Genomic DNA, 17,257 nt, shown 5'->3' with positions numbered 1-17,257 from the left:
CGCGCATCCCGCCCGAGTTCAAATCGCGCCCCTAACCGTTCGTGCTGAGCTTGTCGAAGTACCCGTCTTCTTGCGGCACGCCTATCGCTCGCGGATCAGAGAGCGGTGCGTCGACCAGTGCAGCACGAACGGTTGGTAGGCTCATCGCTACCTATCCCTCAGCCCCAGTTCCGCCGCCACCTGATCGACGTCGGTCCCCTCGGGCACGACCAGCCAACCGCCGGCCCGCCCGACGACCACCGCGCGCTTGGGGCATACACCCAGGCATTTCGTCTCGACGATCCCGACCCTTGCCTTGCGGCCCTTGCCCAGCCCGAGCCGCTTGCGCAGTGCCTTGACGAGCGACTGCCGGCCCTTCGCGCCGAAACCACCACCCAGCTTCTTCGAGCATTTTCCGCACACGACGATCGCGTCTTCCCAGCCCGACGGCAGGCGACGGATCACGCCGGCTTCCACTGCCGCCGTTCCTCGGCCGCGCGCAAAACCTCGTACGCGGTCTGGATGGCCTGGAACTTCGTCGCCGCATCGGCGTCGCCCGGCTTCACATCCGGGTGACTTTCCTTCGCCAGCCGCCGCCATGCGATGCGCACGGTGTCGAAATCGGCGTCGGGCTCCAGCTCCAGCACGTCGAGCGCCCGCATCTCGTCGCGCGAGCGCGTGCCGTCGCCCGGCCCCGCCCAGCTGTTATGCTTCGACTGCGAGAAACCGCCGGCATCGCGTCGCTCGTTCGCCTCGCGCTCCGCGGCTTCCTCTGCGGACAGGCCGGCGAAATAATCCCAGCCCTTGTTGTACTCCGCTGCGTGCACCTGGCAGAAATACCAGCGGTCCGGGCTGTTCGGCGCCTTGGGCGCGGGACATTTGCCCGGCTCCTCGCAGCCATGCCGATCACAGATGCGTACGGTCGTCGCCTCACGCGACGCGCCATAGCTGCCCCAGCGCGGGAAACCCCAATTGTCTGAACGTGTCGGCCGCGGCATCGCCCCGACATAGGGCCGACGCCGGGCGACGCAAGGCGCGGCGTTACTGTTCGAGATTGAACCGCACGCGCGTCGATGTCCCCCCGCAGCCCAGGCCTCCATCGGGTCGGAAGGTCTTGGAGAAGCGCGCCGTTCTCACCAGATCGCGTCCGCCATCGCTGAACACGAACGGCGGATAGGCGGCGACCACGCGGGTATTCAGCGCCTTGCCTTCGGCATCGATGTCGGTTTCGACCTGCGTCCAGCCTTCGAACCCCCAGCGCCGTGCTTCCTGCGGAAACTCGCCGCTGAATCTCAGCAGCTTCGGCTCCTTGTCGACGAGCGCACATTGGCTGGCCGCCAGCCCCGACCGTTCGAACATCGACCGCGCTTCGACGGCGCGTCCGGCGATCTTTTCCGCCGAGGCAAGACGGACGAGCGCGCCGACCTTCAGCGGGTCCTTTGCCGGAAGTGCGGGATCGTCGGCGACGGCGCGCAGCAGATCCGCGGCGCGCGGCGTACCGGGCTTGTAGGTGTCGGCGAGTTCCAGTCGCAGCGCTGCGCGTGCCTGGGCGTCGCCGGCATAACCCGGCTCGGCCAGCATCGCCTCCAGGCGTCCGCGCACCGGTGACGAGCGCCAGTCCTGCGCGCTTCCCGCCTTCGCCATGGGCAACGCGATCGCCAGTCGGGCGAGAACGGGCGCGCCGGCCCGATCGACGACCGCCAGTGCCCGGCGGCCATAGTCCAGCGTTTCCTCCCGCCCGATCGCCGGGCTGACCATCAGCCGGTAAAGCGTCGGCACCGTCTGCAGGCTCTCGATACCGGCCACAGGCAGCGCGGCGCGCAAGGCTGCGATCTGGGCTGGGCTCGGCCGCGTGTCGTCGAGGGGCATACTGACGCCCTTGCCGCTCAACCATTCGGCCAGATCGCCCGCCAGCGCGGCGAGCAGCGACGGTCGTTCGAACGCCGTCGAACAGCGTAGCTCGACGCGGACATTGTATCGATAGAAGGGCGGCAGTGCCGCCACGTCCTCGGGCTTCCACGACCAGCGCCGCGCCGCGCGCGCGAATTCCAGCGCAACCGCGCCGCCGCCCGCGGCATAGACGGGCTGGCTGTCGGTCACCGACCCGTCGGGATCGATGGTGAACTGTATGACCGCGACATCGGTCGGTTTCAGCCCCGCTTCGCCACCGCAGTCGGGCGGCGTGATGCCGAGTCCCGGCGTCAGCGTCTTGTCGCCCAGCCGCCCGGCACCGGTAAACGCCATGTACCGGCGCGCCTCGTCCTTGTCGCCCGCCAGCAGCGCCGCGATCGCCGCGTCCGAACGCGACTGTACGTCGCGCTGGTCGATCTTCAGCGTCAGCCCGCCCAGCGTCTGCACCGCCTTCATCGTCATCTTGCGCGCGCCTGCGATATCGCCGGTATTCATCAGCAACAGGCCGCGCATCCGCTGGAAATCGCCCGCCACATTCGGCGCGACCTTTTGCGTGAGCATGATCGCATCGGCGCGGTCGAGTGCGGCGCGGGCAGTCTCAGGCGCGACGAAAATAGCGGTTTCGGCCTCGACCATCAGCGCGCCGAGCTTCTCCGCGGGCGCTTCGGCGAAGCGTTCGGCCTCCGCAAACAACGTCATCGCCCCGGCATAGTCGAGTGACGCCCGTGCCACGACACCGAGGAGAAGGAGCGTGTCGTACCGATCCTGCCGCAGCGTCGTGTCGCTTTCCGGCAAACCGGCCAGCGCCAATCGCGCCGCCGCCGTCGCTTCGTCGCGGCGATCGAGCTTGTAGAGCGGCACGGCCTTGCGCGCGGCGATGACCGCAAGCGTGCGACGGTTGGTAGAGACACGTTTTTCCAGCGCCTCCCACGCGGTGACCGCTTCGGCGAACTTGCCCTGTTTCTGCAGCGCTGCGGCGGCATCAAAGGCCTGCTGGACGGTCGGTTGCGCAGCCGGTGTGACGGGCGCGGCCTGTACGGCAGCGGCCAGGATGATGGATGTCAGCATACGCAATTACTCCCCGGGTCGCGTCGTCGGTCTGTCCGCCGATTCGATGCTTTCGTGCGAGTTTATCAGCTTGGATGTTCGGCACACGGGGAAGAATTTGGGTCGATTTGACAGGAATATTTGACGGGAAGTTCACGCGCGCCTGGTCACGCGAGTGAATCGCGTGCCCGTCGGTCCTCGTTAGCGCGAAGCCGGCCGTGCTTCGCCATGCGGCTTGCCGCACCGGCGATTAGCGCTGCCAATCGCCTCGGCGAAGCGCCAGAGGGTCTGTAAGCCGGGTTCTGTCCACCGCGCGAACGCGGATAGGCGACCATTCCTCTAGGACGACGCTTGCGCGCCGCCTCCAGCAACCAACCCGGACGACGGGCCGGAACGAGGCCCATGTGCCGTCCCTATTCGGTCTTGCTCCCGGTGGGGTTTACCGTGCCGCTTCCGTTACCGGTCGCGCGGTGCGCTCTTACCGCACCCTTTCACCATGACCGGGCCGAAACCCGGACGTCTGCTCTCTGTTGCACTGTCCCTGGGGTCACCCCCGGCGGGCGTTACCCGCCACCGTCGTTTCCGTGGAGCCCGGACTTTCCTCGCGTGTCCGAAGACACCCGCGGCCGCCCGACCCTCTGGCGACGACGGCTCTAGCCGGGGGGAAGCCCGGGCGGAAGTGAATTCCGCCCGTCGGTCTGCGCGATGCGCCGCCGGCCGCGCTTGCCCGAATCCTGCCGCGGCGCGCGGCAGGCCGGGCTACGCGTCGTCGCCCTGCGGTTTGGGAAGCAGAAGCGCGAGGAGGATCATCCGGCACTCGGCATCGATCTCGCCGTCGACCAGCTCCGGGCGGAAGCGCCGCTGGAACGCGACGATCGCCGCCATCGGGTTGGTGACGTCGTATCCGAAACGCTCCAGCGCCAGCAGGAACCCGGCCTCGGTCCAGTGCGGGTCGATCAGATTCCGGGTCGGCCGCGGCAGCGCCAGGCGACGGCGAGCGAGCTCGTGCCAGGGAAACAGCTCGCCCGGATCACGCTTGCGCGCCGGCGCGATGTCCGAATGGCCGACAATGTTGCCGCGGGTGATCTGCCAGCGGTCCTTGATCTCCGCCACCAGCCGCACGACCGCATCGATCTGCTCAGGCGGATAGGGGACGTATTTATATTCGTGACCCGGATTGACGATCTCGATCCCGACCGAGGCACTGTTGAGATCGGTCAGCCCACGCCAGTGCGACTTGCCGGCGTGCCACGCGCGCTTCTCCTCTGCCACCAGTCGGTGGACCGTACCGTCCTCATAGACCAGATAATGCGACGAAACCTTGGCCTCCGGATCGCACAGCCGCTGGAGCGCGGATGGCGCATCGAGCATCCCGGTGTAGTGCAGCACGATCGCGGAGATCGGCAGCAGCCGCTCGTCGAAATTGGGCGAAGGCGTGTCGATGACGTCCATAGGCCGGGGAGAGTGCTAGCCCGCGCGGCGAAAGGCAACCGTCAGTGCGGCCGATCGGTCCGGACATAGGCGCCGCGCCACGCCTGCGACGGGTCGAACCGGTCGGTCTGGCCGAGCGTCGTCTCCCCCGCCCCCATCACCAGCAGACCGCTCGGCCGCAGCGAATCGGCCAGCGTATCGAGCAGGCGCCGCCGCACCTCGGCGCTGAAATACAGCATGACGTTGCGGCACAGGATGACGTCGAAGACGCCGGCCGGTGGCGTGTCGTAGACCAGATTGTGCGTGCGATACTGGATGCGGCGAACGAGCTCCGGCCTGGCGGTCCATGTCGTGTCGTCGCCGTCAAACCAGGCGATCATCCGCCCCATCGACAGGCCGCGCTGGATTTCGAAATGGGTGTAGGTGCCGGCTCGCGCGCGCGCGATCGATTCGACCGACACATCGGTCGCGACGATATCGTATCCGGCCGGATCGATGCCGCGTTCGTCCAGGCGGATGGCAAGGCTCAGCGGCTCCTGCCCGGTCGCGCAGCCCGCGGACCAGATCCGAAGCCGGCGGCCCGGCGCGGCGTCGTGCATCGCCACGATCGCATCGACCACCATGTCGATCGTCGCGGGGTCGCGGAAGAACGAGCTTTCCTGGTTCAAGAGGGCATCAACCACCTTTTGCGTCAACATCGGTTCGGCCCCGCTCTTGAGCCGGACCGCGAGCTGGTCGAGCGTCGCCAGCTTCAGGTCGCGCAGCAGAGGGTTGAGCGCGGAATCGACGCGCCACAGCCGCTGTTCGCCCAGCAGTTGCCCGGTGCGCTGTTCGAAGATCGTCGCGATCGCCGCCGCGGGATTGCCTGCGCCGCGGACGGGCGCGGATCGGGGCGCGATCATGCCGTTCCACCGCGCAGTGCGATCAGTCGTCCGATCTCGTCGGGCGGCAGCACCGCGCTGGCAGCGCCGGTGCTGGCGATGGCGCCGGGCATACCCCAGACGACCGACGTCTGGCGATCCTGGACGATGACCGCCGCGCCTTCGCGCAACAGGTCCTGCGCGCCGATGCTGCCGTCGCGCCCCATCCCGCTCAGCACGACACCCAGCGCGCGCTTGCCATAGACCTGCGCGGCGGAGGCGAACATCGGATCGACCGACGGCAGGCAGCCGCTGGCGGTGGGTTCGCTCGACAGGCGGATCGCGGCGCCGTCGCTGGTGCGCGACAGGCTCATGTGGGCGTGACCCGGCGCGACCACGATCCGGCCGGGACGCAGCCGCATGTGATTGTCCGCAACATCGCAGGGCCGACCCGCGATCAACGCGATCTGCGCGGCGAAGTAGGGCATGAACGACGCCGGCAGATGCTGGGTGACCAGGATCGGCTTCGAAAACTCCGGCGGCAGCGCGCGCAGCAGGGCGCTCAAGGCGTGAATCCCACCGGTCGAGGCGCCGATGGCCACGATGTCGAATGCGCCGATCTGCGGCAGCGGCGGGGCGCGCGACGCCGCCGGCATCGCCACGACACCGTCGTCCGCGCGGACCAGCCGGTCGAGCTTGTCCCGCAGCGCCTCCTCGAACCGTCCGGCAAAGGCGCCGATGCCAGGCTTCGCCAGCGTATCGGCCGCGCCCAGCGCCAGCGCCTGGATCGTCGCGATCGCGCCCTCGCCGGCGGTCGCGGATACGACCAGCACCTTCGCCCCCTTCCCCGCCGCCAGCAGGTCGGGCAGGCCGGTCAGACCGTCGATGCCCGGCAGTTCCAGGTCCAGCAGGACGATATCGACGCTATGCCGCGCCAGGAATTCGAGCGCCGGCGCGACTCCGCTGACCGCGCCCACCACGACGAAGCGGTCGGTGCCGTCGATCATCCGGCCGAGCGCAGCCCGCGCAACGACCGAATCGTCTATGATCAGGACGGTGCGGACAGGCGCATCGACGGTCGTGGCGGGGGACAGGGCGGGCATCGGTGACCTCGGCTGTGCAAACGGCGCGTCCGGATCAGGCCATGCCCACGATCTGCAGCTTGCTCTCCAGCGTCTCGCGGTCGAACGGCTTCATGACATATTCGTCGGCCCCCGCCTCGATCGCGGCGCGGATATAGGCCATGCCGTTCTCGGTCGTGCAGAATACGACCTTGGGCCGGGTCGGGATGTCGGAGCTGCGCAGCGCGCGCAGGAAATCCATACCGCTCATCACCGGCATGTTCCAGTCGAGCAGGATCACGTCGGGCGCTTCCTTCAGGCAGCTTTCCAGCGCCTCGCGACCGTCGCCGGCCTCGCGTACTTCGAAGTCGAGCGTTTCGAGGATGTGCCGGGCGACCTTGCGGATCACCTTGGAATCATCGACGACGAGACAGGTCTTCATCTACGCACTTTCTGCTGCGAGCTTGTGGTTCACGACCCTGCGCCGGGAACCGTAAGAGTCGTATTAACGGTCAGAATGGATCAATCACGCGGCCACCGCAACACGCGGCACCAGCGCGGTCAGATCGATGGCCAGGACCGGTTCCCCGTCCCGCTCGACGATTCCGGTCGCGATCGCCTGCCACTTCGGCGTCAGCGCCGTCCCGTTGGCGAGCGGTTGCAGGGTGAAGGCGGACACGTCGTCCAATGCGTCGACCAGCAGCGCATAGTGGTGGCCATCGACCCGCACGATGACCGCGCGCCCCGCGGTGTCGCTGCGATCGAAATCGAGCGCGAGTCGCGCGTCGATGACGGTGACCACGCGGCTGCGCAATGTCGCCAGCCCGCGGACCATCTCGGCGGCGCGCGGCACCGGCGTCACCTCGCCGATATCGACGACCGATTCGACCTGGTCGGAACAGATGGCGACGGTGCGCCCCGCGATATGCGCGATCAGGAACAGGTTCTTCAGATCGCTCATCGCCGCGCCCCCGCCACCTTGGCCTGCACCGCGGACAGGATGGCCTCGCGGTCGTAACGATAGATGCTGCCGGGTACGGTCGACCGCGTGTCGGTCAGCCGGATCGCATCGCCGGATGTCGCCGGATCGAGCGTGAGGACGGCATCGACCGGGCTGGCCGTCGCGTCCTCGACGACGCGGTAGCCCGCCCGCACCAGCATCGGCGCGACGAAACCGCGCAACCACGGATCCTTGCCGATCGCGCAGACCGGCTGGTGCTCTGCCACCGGCGCGACCGCGGGGCTGCCAGCGGCGAACAGCCAGAACGGATCGACGACCTCGACCGGCTGATCGTCGATCAGCGCGACGCCCGAGATCAGCCCCTGCGCCAGCGGATCGGCCAGCGTTTCGGGCAGGGTCACGATGTCCAGCGCCTCCGCGATCGCATAGCCCATGTCCTGCGTGCCGTCGGTAATCCGCACGACATCCAGCGTCGGCTGGTCCGACCAGTCGCCGCTTGCGATCAGCGGAATGATCTTGCCATCGACGACCAGGCGCAGCGCTCCGCCCGAGGTTCCGACGCGGTCGATCGACACTGTCTCAACGCGGTCGACCGCGGCGAGCGGAATGGCGCGAAGCTGGCCATCGATGTCGCGGAACATCAGTGCCTCGATCCCGACGATCTGCGCCTCCGCTTCCTCGTCGTCCCGCTCGGCTTCGCGCACGAAGGTCAGCCCGGCGTCAGCGGCTAGGCCCGAGCAATCGAGCATCAGCATCGGGCGGCCGTTGTCCGGCAGGGTCTGGCCGGCGAACAGGCCGCACGCCATGATCGCGGGCGCAGCGGGCTTGATGACCAGTTCCTCGGTGTCGTGCACCGAATCGACCGCGATGACATAGCTGCCGATGCCGATGCCGACGATCACCAGCATCCGCGGACCCGGATTGCGCTTCAGGTGCAGGCTGTCGCCCAGATCAAGCAAGGGCAGGCGCCGGTCGCGGACCGTCGCGACCACCGCGCTGCCCAGATGATCGATGCGGATCGCTTCGGCGTCCTCGCTCACGATCTCCTCGATCGCCTGGCGCGGAATCGCGAAGCGCTGGTCGCCGACGCCGACGATGATCGTCGGAATGATAGACAGCGTCAGCGGCACATGGATCGCGATGCGGAGCCCTGCGCCGCGCTTGTTGTCCAGTTCTATCCGCCCGCCGATCCCCTCGATCGCGGCGCGGACGATATCCATGCCGACGCCGCGGCCCGAGATTTCGGTGACCTCGTCCTTCGACGACAGGCCGGGTTCGAAGATCAGGTCGAGTTGCTGGCGGGCCGACAGCGCGCGAAGCTCACGTTCCTCGCGCGCGCCGTTGCCGGCCAGCTTGGCGATCAGCCGGTCGGTGTCGATGCCGGCGCCGTCGTCGATGATCTCGACGATGATCTGGTTGCCGGCCTGGCGCGCGGTTACGGTAAGGCGGCCGTTCTCGCGCTTGCCCGACGCACGGCGGGCCGTGGGCGACTCGATGCCGTGGTCGATCGAATTGCGGACGATATGGACCAGCGGATCGCGCAGCACCTCGATCATCTCGCGGTCGAGCTCGACGTCGGCGCCTTCGACCGTGACCGTCACCGACTTGCCCAGGTTGGCCGCCGTATCGCGAACCATCCGCGGCAGCGCGGAGAACAGCGTGTCGATCTTTTGCATCCGCGTGCGCGTGACCGTCTCGCGCAGGTCGGCGACCGTCGCGGACATGCGCTCCAGCGCCGCCTCCAGCGCGGGGTCGGAATGTTCGTCACGGACGCGCCGGGCGAGTTCGTTGCGCGCCAGCACCATGTCCGACATGCCCGACATCATCCGGTCGAGCAGGTCGACGCTCAGCCGCACGCTGCGGGTCGCGGCGCGATGCCCGGCGGGTGTCGGTGCTTGAACGACGATCTCGCGCCCCTCGGCCAGCGCCGCGATCAGCAGGTCTTCGCCGGTGTCGTCCAGCGCGACCTGCGCATCGATCGCCTCGACCAGTTCGCCGATGCGGTCGACCACCGCCAGCACGGCGTTGACCAGCGCGCGATCGGGCGTCCGCCGCCCGTCGCGGACCGCCGCCAGCACGTCCTCGGCGGCATGGCTCAGCCGGGCGAGACGCGGAAGGTCCAGGAAGCCGCAACTGCCCTTGACCGTGTGAACGAAGCGAAAGATCGCGTCCAGCCGCGCGCGATCGACCGGATCGGCCTCCCAGGCGACGATCTCTCCGGCAAGCGCTTCGAGCGTCTCGCGAGTTTCGGCAATGAATTCCTGAAGTAGATCGTCCACCTGAAGCCCCGCTGGCAGTCGCAGACGACCATGGCGGGACTTGGGTTAAATCGGCGTTTACAAGATCGCCGCGCGCGTCACGACGCGTTGAACACCGCGCCGAACATAAGGACCGGCGCGTCGGGCGGCGAAATCTGCAGCGACCCGCCGTTTTCCACGACCAGCGACCGCGCCAGATGCGCGGCCGCCGCGCGCGGGGTTACGGCGGCGGTCGCCGTCCCGGTCAGGGCGCCGCGCAGTTCGTCGTCCAGCACGATCCGGGGGCCTTCGCCGCGCACCACGATCTCGACATGGTCGTCGCGCTGTTCGGCGCCGACGTCCAGTTGCCCGCCGCGAACCAGTGCGTCGCCGGCGATCAGGATCAGGTTCAGCAACACCTTCACGGCGCCCTTGGGCAGCACGGGGTCCTCGATCATCCAGCCGATGGTGACCCGGCGATTGTCGCCGAACAGCCCCATGACCGCGGCCTGCGCCTCGCGCGTGTCCACCCGCTCGCCGAAACCGCCCGCGGCACCGAACGCCAGGCGGAAGAATTTCAGCTTGTTCGCCGACGCCCGCGCGCTGTCCGACAGCAGCTCCAGGCAACGCTGGCGCATCTCGGGATCGGTCTCGTCGGCCAGCAGCTCCAGCCCGTTGTTGAGCGCGCCGATCGGACTCAACAGATCGTGGCACAGCCGGGAGCACAGCAGGCTGGCGAATTCGGTCGAGGATGTCGGCAAGGCAGTGCTCCTGGGGAAGCACGCGGCCTTACAGGAACGGATGCACCCGCCGCAACCGTTCAGGCGCTATCGAACGGGGCGGACCTCGACCGCATCGAACCGGTCGTGGTGCGAGCCGCCGTCGACGACCCGCCAGGCGCGAATCGCAGACCCGCCGGCGATCAGCCACAGCCATCCGGTCGTCGCCGCATCCGCGGCATCCCGGCGCGAGGGCTGCGGATCGCCCGAGGGATGCGAGTGGTAGCAGCCGACGATCCGCTGCCCCCCGCCTCGCTCCGCCCGGTACGCCGCGATCAGCGCCGCCGGATCGATCTCGAACCGTGTCGCTGGGTCGGCCGCGACATTCGCGCACGGCTGGTGCGCGATGACGCGACCGGAATCTCCGAATAACAGCCCGCAGACCTCGCGGTCGGGATCGGCGGCACTTTCCGCCGCGACCGCGCGCAGCACCGATCTTGAAATTTCGACGAAACGTCCCATCTCTCACCAGCTAATGGACCGGGGGGTTTCCATCATACAAGCGCGGATCGCCGCGGCGGCCGATGGCTGGCGGCTCGACCGAGCGCTCGCCGATGCCGTACCGATGATGTCGCGCGAACGGCTGAAGGTGCTGATCTCCTCGGGCGCTGTCACCGGCCCGGCCGGCCTCGTCCGCGACCCGGCCAAGAAGGCGATCGGCGACGGCCTATACGACATTGCGGTGCCCGACCCGACGCCCGCGCATAACGAACCGCAGGATATCGCGCTCACGGTCGTCTATGAAGACGATCATCTGATCGTGATCGACAAACAGGCCGGGCTGGTGGTCCATCCCGCCGCCGGCAATCTCGACGGGACCTTGGTCAACGCGCTGCTCCATCATTGCCGCGGCTCTCTGTCAGGCATCGGCGGCGTCGCGCGGCCGGGTATCGTCCACCGCATCGACAAGGATACTTCGGGCCTGATGGTCGCGGCCAAGACCGACCGTACGCACGAAGGCCTCGCGCGCCAGTTCAAGGCGCACAGCATCGACCGGCGGTACAAGGCGATCGTATCGGGTGTCCCACGGGTGAAGGCGGGGACGGTCGACGCTCCGCTCGCCCGCTCGCCGCAGAATCGCAAGAAGGTCGCGATCGTCGCCGGCGGCAAGCGCGCCGTCACGCATTGGTCTCAACTTTCTCAACTTCGCGACGCGGCGCTCGTCGAATGCCGGCTGGAAACGGGGCGTACGCACCAGGTGCGCGTGCACATGGCCTCGCTCGGTCATCCGCTGGTCGGCGACCCCGTCTATGGCCGGACGAAGGCGTCGCACCGCGCGCTGCTGGAAACGCTCGGTTTCCGCCGCCAGGCGTTGCACGCGGCGCGTCTGGGGTTCATTCATCCCATCACAAGCGTCGCTTTATCGTTCGAAAGCGAAATGCCTGCCGATATGCAGGAACTGTTCAACCAGCTTCGAGTATAGGAATTGGGACTTTCGCCGCGGTGCGGCATGGTCCGGCAAGGAGGACACGACGGTCATGGCAAAAAGCAGCAACGTCCCAGCGACGATTCCTGCGCTCGGCGGTGAGGCGAGCCTCAACCGCTATCTCGCCGAGATCAAGAAATTCCCGATCCTCGCGCCCGAGCAGGAATATATGCTCGCCAAGCGGTTCCAGGATCATGGCGACCCCGATGCCGCCGCTCAGCTGGTGACCAGCCACCTGCGGCTCGTCGCCAAGATCGCGATGGGATATCGCGGCTACGGCCTGCCCGTGTCCGAGCTGATCTCGGAGGGCAACATCGGCCTGATGCAGGGCGTGAAGAAGTTTGAGCCCGACCGGGGCTTTCGCCTGGCGACCTACGCCATGTGGTGGATCCGCGCATCGATCCAGGAATTCATCCTGCGCAGCTGGTCGCTGGTGAAGATGGGCACGACCGCTGCGCAGAAGAAGCTGTTCTTCAACCTGCGCCGCATGAAGTCCAAGCTCGACGCGTTCGAGGAAGGCGATCTGTCGCCCGAACACCTGACCAAGATCGCGACCGACCTGGGCGTGACCGAGGACGAAGTGACGTCGATGAACCGCCGCATGGCGATGGGCGGCGACACCTCGCTCAATGTGCCGATGCGAGAGGATGGCGAGGGGCAGTGGCAGGACTGGCTGGCCGACGACGCGCCCTTGCAGGACAAGATCGTTGCCGACGCGCAGGAAGCCGACGTGCGCCACGACATGCTCGTGTCGGCAATGGACGAGCTGAACGACCGCGAGAAGCACATCCTGACCGAGCGCCGCCTGACCGACGACCCCAAGACGCTCGAGGAGCTGTCACAGGTTTACGGTGTCAGCCGCGAACGCGTCCGCCAGATCGAGGTACGCGCCTTCGAGAAGCTGCAAAAGGCGATGATGCGCCTGGCGGGCGGCAATCGGATGATCCCGGTCGCGGGCTGAGGCTAAAATCGGCGGGCGACCCCGACATACAGGTTGAGATCGTCCGTCGTCCGATTGAGCCCGACGTTCACCCCGGCGTCGAACTGAAGGTTCGTTCCCCGTTGCCGGGCGAGAGACAGGCCGGCCGTCGACCGCGTGCTGTGTCCGGCCGGATCGTCGTCATGAAACACCGACAGTTCGCCCGTCGCCAGCACAGCGTGCCCGACCGGAACCTCAAGACCTACGGCGCTCCCATAGGCGACATGGCGTCCATGGCCGTCCTCATCGACTGCGGCGTCGATCTCGGGCGTGAGTTCGAGGTCGATCTTTGCGGGTAGGTTGATCGACATCGGCGCCAAGAGCGCCGCGCCCCAGTCCCCTGCGCCGATGGCACGACCGCCGGTGGGAATCGTCGCGACACTCATGATCGCCAGCGAAACGCCTGAGCCTTCCGGATTGCGCAGATTCCGGCGGAGCGCCACCGTCATGTCGCCGACGCCGCGGCTGCGCTCGGCCGTGCCGGCGATCGCGTCCCGGTCACGCCGGATGCCGAACGCCGTCCAGCCGACCTGCGCTTCGGTCCGCGAATCAAGCCCCACACGCACCAAAGTGTCGGTAAATGTCATGGTATCTGCCCGCTGCGCTCCGTCGTGGTCCCGCGTCCAGTCCACCAGGCCGGATTCGATCATGACATGACCGGGATCGAGCGTGCAGGCAGGCGTATTGAGCCCAGGCCGATCCGCGCAAAAATCCCGCAGGCTCTGGGCGCTCGCGGGCACGACGGCGATGATCGCTACGGCCGCTCCGGTCGCAATCAGGAAAAGGCCACTACGCATCGTACGATCTCCCTCGCGTCAAATTGCCTACGTACGCCCGCGCCGGGCCCTTTCTTATACGCCCCTGCCCCGCTAGCAGCACCGGGTCATGGCCACCACCCGCCCGCCGCGCGCCCGTCGAGGGCCTTTCCGCATGATCCTGGGCTGGCTCGGCACGCTGCTGATCGCCTTCCTGCTCGTTAGTGTCGCGATGACGCTCATCTATCGCTTCGTACCGCCGCCGATCACGTGGACTATGCTGGGCGATGTCGTCTCCGGCCATGGCGTAACCAAGGACTGGACCCCGCTCGACCGGATCGACCCCGATATGCCGCGCGCCGCAATCGCCGCCGAGGATTCACGTTTCTGTTCGCATTCCGGCTTCGATTACAAGGCGATCGCAGCGGCCGCGTATCGCAATGCCAAGGGCGGGCGCATCCGGGGCGGGTCAACGATCAGCCAGCAGACCGCGAAGAACGTCTTCCTGTTCCAGGGCGGTGGTTATGCCCGCAAGGCGCTGGAGGCGTATTTCACCGTCCTGATCGAGACGCTATGGAGCAAGCGGCGGATCATGGAGGTCTATCTCAACGTCGCGGAAACCGGCATCGGCACCTACGGGGTCGAAGCAGGCGCGCACCGGTATTTCAAGCACGGCGCGGGGACGCTCGGCCCGCGGGAAGCGGCCCAGATCGCCGCCGTCCTGCCCTTGCCCAAGAAGCGCGCCGGAATCGCGCCGCGAGGATTTACCGGCCGCTATGCCGGACTGATCCAGCGACGGATTTCGGCGGTTCGGAACCAGGGGCTCGACGCCTGCCTGCGGTAAGGCGCTTCACTAATGGTCAGGGGAGAGCGAACGCCCTCCCCCGAACGCCTCACTCGACCGCCTTCTTGGCCGAGTCGCCAACGTCCTTCGCCGCGTCGCCGACCGACTTGGCGGCCCCGGCGATCGCATTGTCCTTGCGGGTTTCGCTGCTGTTCTGCGTGAACAGGAAGAACACACCGACCGCGACGACGACCAGAACCAGCAACCCGATCACCAGGCCGCCACCGCCGCCGCTGCGGCGTTCGATGACAGTCGTCGTGTGGGCCGGCTGCACGCCAGGCGTCGTAGTGGTCGTTTCGGTGTACCGGTCGTCACTCATCACGCATCCCCTTTTTGAAAAGTCGATGCGCGCGCAACGGTTTAACTCGCGATTCCGTTCCGCCTGAGAAACGGTATCAGAACGGCAGCTTGAAGCCCGGCGGCAGCGGCAGTCCGCTGGTCAGCTTGCCCATCTCTGTCGACGATGCCGCATCCGCCTTCGCCCGCGCATCGTTGAACGCGGCGGCGACCAGGTCTTCGAGCATCCCTTTCTCGCTCGGCGCGAGCAGCGAATCGTCGATGGCGACGCTCATGATCCGGCCCTTGGCCGACGCCTTCACGCGCACCAGCCCGCCGCCCGACACGCCCTCGACCTCGATCGTATCGAGGTTAGCCTGCGCCTTCTGCAGCTCGTCCTGGACGTTCTGCGCCATCGCCATGATGTCTTCGATACTCTTCACGCCTGATTGCCTCCGGCCAGTTTGAATTGCTTGAGTTCGGCGTTCGGGAACGCCGCCAGCGCCGCAGCGACCATCGGGGTCGCCAGCACCGCCGCGCGCGCGGCTTCCTCGGCCGCTGCACTCTGTTCCGCCAAAGTGGGGTCGCCCGGCGTCGGCGACAACGTCACCTTCCACGTCTTGCCGGTCAGCGCGCGCAGTTCGCTGGCGAGTTCCTTCGGCAGCTCTGCCGGCAGCGGGGCAAGGTTGCTGAGAATGATCTGCGGGAAATCGAAGCTGACCACACGCAGCCGGTGCCAGACATCGACCGCGAGCCGCATCCGGTCCGACGCGTCGAGCAGCGTGTGCACGTCGCGCAGGCTGGCCGGCAGCGCTGGCTCGGCAGCCGCGGCGGCAGGTGCGGCCGGAGCCGGCGTCGGTGCCGGCACGCCCTGCCCCGCCGCCGGGGCCGGCACGCCGCCGGTCGCGATCTGTCTGGCGAGTTCGCCCGGATCGGGCAGGCTCGCGGCATGGATCACGCGCAGCAGCGCCATCTCCGCAGTCTCGATCGGCAGCGCCGCGCGAGCGACTTCGTCATGGCCCTTCAGCAGCAACTGCCACAGCCGGTGGAGCGCCGGGAAGCTGAGCGCGGTCGCCCATTCGGCAAGCGCCGCCCGCTCCTCCGCCGCCTGTCCGGCCGCGCTCAGGTCCGCGCCGATCTTGATGAGCGTGGCGCCGTGGACCGTCTCCAGCAACGTATTCAACACCGCGGTCGGATCGACGCCCAGGTCATATTGCTGGCGCAGGTTGGCGAGCACACCCGCCGCATCGCCCTCCAGCAGCTTGCCGAACAGCGTGCGGATCGCGCCGCGGTCACTGAGGCCCAGCATGTCGCGCACCGCGTCGGCGGTCACCGCACCACCCTCGATCCCGGCGTGCGCGATCGCCTGGTCAAGGATCGACAGGCCGTCGCGCGCCGACCCTTCCGCCGCGCGCGCGACCAGAGCCAGGGCGTCCCCCTCCGCCTCAACGCCCTCGGCCCGGGCGACCTCGGCGAAGTGCGCGGCGAGCAGTTCGGCCGGAATCCGCTTCAGGTCGAACCGCTGGCAGCGCGACAGCACCGTCACCGGCACCTTGTTCACTTCCGTAGTGGCGAACAGGAACTTCACATGGCCCGGCGGTTCTTCCAGCGTCTTGAGCAGGCCGTTGAACGCGGCCTTCGACAGCATGTGGACTTCGTCGATGATGTAGATCTTGTAGCGCGCCGACACCGCGGCATAGCGCGACGCCTCGATGATTTCGCGGATGTCGTCGATGCCGGTGTGGCTGGCGGCGTCCATCTCGATCACGTCGATATGGCGCCCCTCGGCGATGGCGCGGCACGGCTCGCACACGCCGCACGGATCGATCGTCGGCCCCCCGTTGCCGTCCGGTCCGATGCAGTTCAGCGCCTTGGCGATCAGCCGCGCGGTCGATGTCTTGCCAACCCCGCGCACGCCGGTCAGCAGAAACGCGTGCGCCAGCCGATCGCGCCGGATTGCATTGCCCAGCGTCGTGACCATCGCGTCCTGGCCGATCAGTTCACGGAACGTCTGCGGCCGGTATTTGCGGGCGAGCACACGGTACGCAGCGCCCTTGGGCTGCGGAGGTTCGCCGAGGTCGAGGGAGTCGGACATTGCAGTCTTCTCTAGGGCCAAGCGCAGGCGTTGTCGAAGGGTCGGTTCGAGGACGGGCGGCGCAAAGTTGACCGAAACGCGGTGAATCCGACGCCGCTTGTCACCTTTGTCACCTTTGCTCCGTCCCTCGACGCAGATGCGGCGGCAACGGCGGCTCACGCAACGCGGCCAGGCCGGCGGCATTGTCGTGGAAGTGACGAAAACCGACAATCCCGCCGCGATACTTGCGCGGCATCAGGACGCCGACCGTAGCACGCTGAAAGAGCGCCTCGAACAGTCTTGCATGTGCCTCGGCAAGCGCCGCATCCCAGGCGGCGGCAAAGCTCTCCGCACCCGAGCGGCGACGCAGCCTGTCCACACCCGCCCGGCTGGAGCCGACGGACCGCGCCGCAGCATGGACGCTGCCAAGTTCGGCGAGCGCCGCGATGAAACAGCGCTGCCGCTCGGGGGACCAGCCGTCGTGGCGTGCGCGGGCGATCGGCACGGGGGTGAAGGGATAGGCTTCGGCGGCGGTGTCGGGCGCAGTCATCCGATACATGGAGCAGATTTGGCGCGTGTAGGAAAGTTCTTCTTTTGTTCCGGTCGAGCATTCTTTCGTTTAGCGCCGCGGCATCAT

19 protein-coding genes and 1 other RNA gene are annotated in these 17,257 nt (G+C 67.6%); 3 read left to right on the top strand and 17 right to left on the bottom strand.

Annotation, left to right across the window (positions count from 1 at the left end; genetic code table 11):
* Nucleotides 1-147: 147 nt before the first annotated feature.
* From ASE86_RS07205 to ASE86_RS07155, 12 genes are all read right to left on the bottom strand, one after another.
* The gene (locus ASE86_RS07205; protein WP_156347057.1) at nucleotides 148-444 is read right to left on the bottom strand and encodes a (2Fe-2S) ferredoxin domain-containing protein; all 297 of its coding nucleotides are present in this window, start codon (nucleotides 442-444) and stop codon (nucleotides 148-150) included.
* Nucleotides 441-977 carry a J domain-containing protein gene (locus ASE86_RS07200; RefSeq protein WP_056424050.1) on the bottom strand — a complete coding sequence of 179 codons (537 nt, stop codon included), beginning with the start codon at nucleotides 975-977 and terminating at the stop codon, nucleotides 441-443. Before ASE86_RS07200 ends, ASE86_RS07205 begins: the two co-directional genes overlap by 4 nt.
* A gap of 43 nt (nucleotides 978-1,020) precedes the next feature.
* Nucleotides 1,021-2,958 carry a hypothetical protein gene (locus ASE86_RS07195; protein WP_056424048.1) on the bottom strand — a complete coding sequence of 646 codons (1,938 nt, stop codon included), beginning with the start codon at nucleotides 2,956-2,958 and terminating at the stop codon, nucleotides 1,021-1,023.
* A gap of 254 nt (nucleotides 2,959-3,212) precedes the next feature.
* Nucleotides 3,213-3,579, bottom strand: an RNA gene (rnpB, locus tag ASE86_RS11780) — RNase P RNA component class A.
* A 117-nt stretch (nucleotides 3,580-3,696) separates the two neighbouring features.
* Nucleotides 3,697-4,389, bottom strand: a complete 693-nt coding sequence (locus ASE86_RS07190) for an N-acetylmuramoyl-L-alanine amidase (RefSeq protein WP_056424046.1) — start codon at nucleotides 4,387-4,389, stop codon at nucleotides 3,697-3,699.
* 41 nt (nucleotides 4,390-4,430) lie between these two features.
* Nucleotides 4,431-5,270: a CheR family methyltransferase gene (locus tag ASE86_RS07185; protein ID WP_056424044.1), complete on the bottom strand. Its 840-nt coding sequence runs from the start codon at nucleotides 5,268-5,270 to the stop codon at nucleotides 4,431-4,433.
* Nucleotides 5,267-6,331, bottom strand: a complete 1,065-nt coding sequence (locus ASE86_RS07180; protein WP_056424042.1) for a chemotaxis protein CheB — start codon at nucleotides 6,329-6,331, stop codon at nucleotides 5,267-5,269. Before ASE86_RS07180 ends, ASE86_RS07185 begins: the two co-directional genes overlap by 4 nt.
* A gap of 34 nt (nucleotides 6,332-6,365) precedes the next feature.
* Nucleotides 6,366-6,731, bottom strand: a complete 366-nt coding sequence (locus ASE86_RS07175; protein WP_056424040.1) for a response regulator — start codon at nucleotides 6,729-6,731, stop codon at nucleotides 6,366-6,368.
* 84 nt (nucleotides 6,732-6,815) lie between these two features.
* On the bottom strand, nucleotides 6,816-7,250 hold the full coding sequence (locus tag ASE86_RS07170) for a chemotaxis protein CheW (protein WP_056424038.1): 435 nt from the start codon (nucleotides 7,248-7,250) through the stop codon (nucleotides 6,816-6,818).
* Nucleotides 7,247-9,529 (bottom strand): chemotaxis protein CheA, encoded by a 2,283-nt coding sequence (locus ASE86_RS07165; protein ID WP_056424036.1) that lies wholly within the window; start codon nucleotides 9,527-9,529, stop codon nucleotides 7,247-7,249. Before ASE86_RS07165 ends, ASE86_RS07170 begins: the two co-directional genes overlap by 4 nt.
* Nucleotides 9,530-9,606: 77 nt before the next feature.
* On the bottom strand, nucleotides 9,607-10,248 hold the full coding sequence (locus ASE86_RS07160; protein WP_056424033.1) for a histidine phosphotransferase family protein: 642 nt from the start codon (nucleotides 10,246-10,248) through the stop codon (nucleotides 9,607-9,609).
* A gap of 66 nt (nucleotides 10,249-10,314) precedes the next feature.
* Nucleotides 10,315-10,728 (bottom strand): Mov34/MPN/PAD-1 family protein, encoded by a 414-nt coding sequence (locus ASE86_RS07155; RefSeq protein ID WP_056424031.1) that lies wholly within the window; start codon nucleotides 10,726-10,728, stop codon nucleotides 10,315-10,317.
* Nucleotides 10,729-10,741: 13 nt separating this feature from the next.
* Here ASE86_RS07155 and ASE86_RS07150 point away from each other — a divergent pair, with 13 nt between their 5' ends.
* Nucleotides 10,742-11,689, top strand: coding sequence for an RluA family pseudouridine synthase (locus tag ASE86_RS07150; RefSeq protein ID WP_056424029.1), 948 nt, complete (start codon nucleotides 10,742-10,744; stop codon nucleotides 11,687-11,689).
* Between the two features lie 55 nt (nucleotides 11,690-11,744).
* Nucleotides 11,745-12,653 carry an RNA polymerase sigma factor RpoH gene (gene rpoH / locus ASE86_RS07145; protein ID WP_056424028.1) on the top strand — a complete coding sequence of 303 codons (909 nt, stop codon included), beginning with the start codon at nucleotides 11,745-11,747 and terminating at the stop codon, nucleotides 12,651-12,653.
* Between the two features lie 2 nt (nucleotides 12,654-12,655).
* On the opposite strand, the gene ASE86_RS07140 is transcribed toward rpoH, so the two are convergent.
* Nucleotides 12,656-13,468: a transporter gene (locus tag ASE86_RS07140; RefSeq protein ID WP_082441743.1), complete on the bottom strand. Its 813-nt coding sequence runs from the start codon at nucleotides 13,466-13,468 to the stop codon at nucleotides 12,656-12,658.
* A gap of 133 nt (nucleotides 13,469-13,601) precedes the next feature.
* Between ASE86_RS07140 and mtgA the strand changes: the two genes are divergently transcribed.
* The gene (gene mtgA / locus ASE86_RS07135) at nucleotides 13,602-14,270 is read left to right on the top strand and encodes a monofunctional biosynthetic peptidoglycan transglycosylase (protein WP_056424025.1); all 669 of its coding nucleotides are present in this window, start codon (nucleotides 13,602-13,604) and stop codon (nucleotides 14,268-14,270) included.
* Between the two features lie 49 nt (nucleotides 14,271-14,319).
* Here the strand turns inward: mtgA and ASE86_RS07130 are convergent, their stop codons facing one another.
* From ASE86_RS07130 to ASE86_RS07115, 4 genes are all read right to left on the bottom strand, one after another.
* Nucleotides 14,320-14,589, bottom strand: a complete 270-nt coding sequence (locus tag ASE86_RS07130; RefSeq protein ID WP_056424023.1) for a hypothetical protein — start codon at nucleotides 14,587-14,589, stop codon at nucleotides 14,320-14,322.
* 76 nt (nucleotides 14,590-14,665) lie between these two features.
* Nucleotides 14,666-14,989, bottom strand: coding sequence for a YbaB/EbfC family nucleoid-associated protein (locus ASE86_RS07125; RefSeq protein ID WP_056424021.1), 324 nt, complete (start codon nucleotides 14,987-14,989; stop codon nucleotides 14,666-14,668).
* Nucleotides 14,986-16,641: a DNA polymerase III subunit gamma/tau gene (locus ASE86_RS07120; RefSeq protein WP_056424019.1), complete on the bottom strand. Its 1,656-nt coding sequence runs from the start codon at nucleotides 16,639-16,641 to the stop codon at nucleotides 14,986-14,988. Before ASE86_RS07120 ends, ASE86_RS07125 begins: the two co-directional genes overlap by 4 nt.
* A gap of 109 nt (nucleotides 16,642-16,750) precedes the next feature.
* Nucleotides 16,751-17,179 carry a hypothetical protein gene (locus tag ASE86_RS07115; RefSeq protein WP_056424017.1) on the bottom strand — a complete coding sequence of 143 codons (429 nt, stop codon included), beginning with the start codon at nucleotides 17,177-17,179 and terminating at the stop codon, nucleotides 16,751-16,753.
* Nucleotides 17,180-17,257 lie beyond the last annotated feature (78 nt).

The sequence above is a fragment of the Sphingomonas sp. Leaf33 genome (genome assembly GCF_001421785.1).
Lineage (GTDB): Bacteria > Pseudomonadota > Alphaproteobacteria > Sphingomonadales > Sphingomonadaceae > Sphingomonas.
This window is presented reverse-complemented; position numbering and strand designations above follow the sequence as displayed.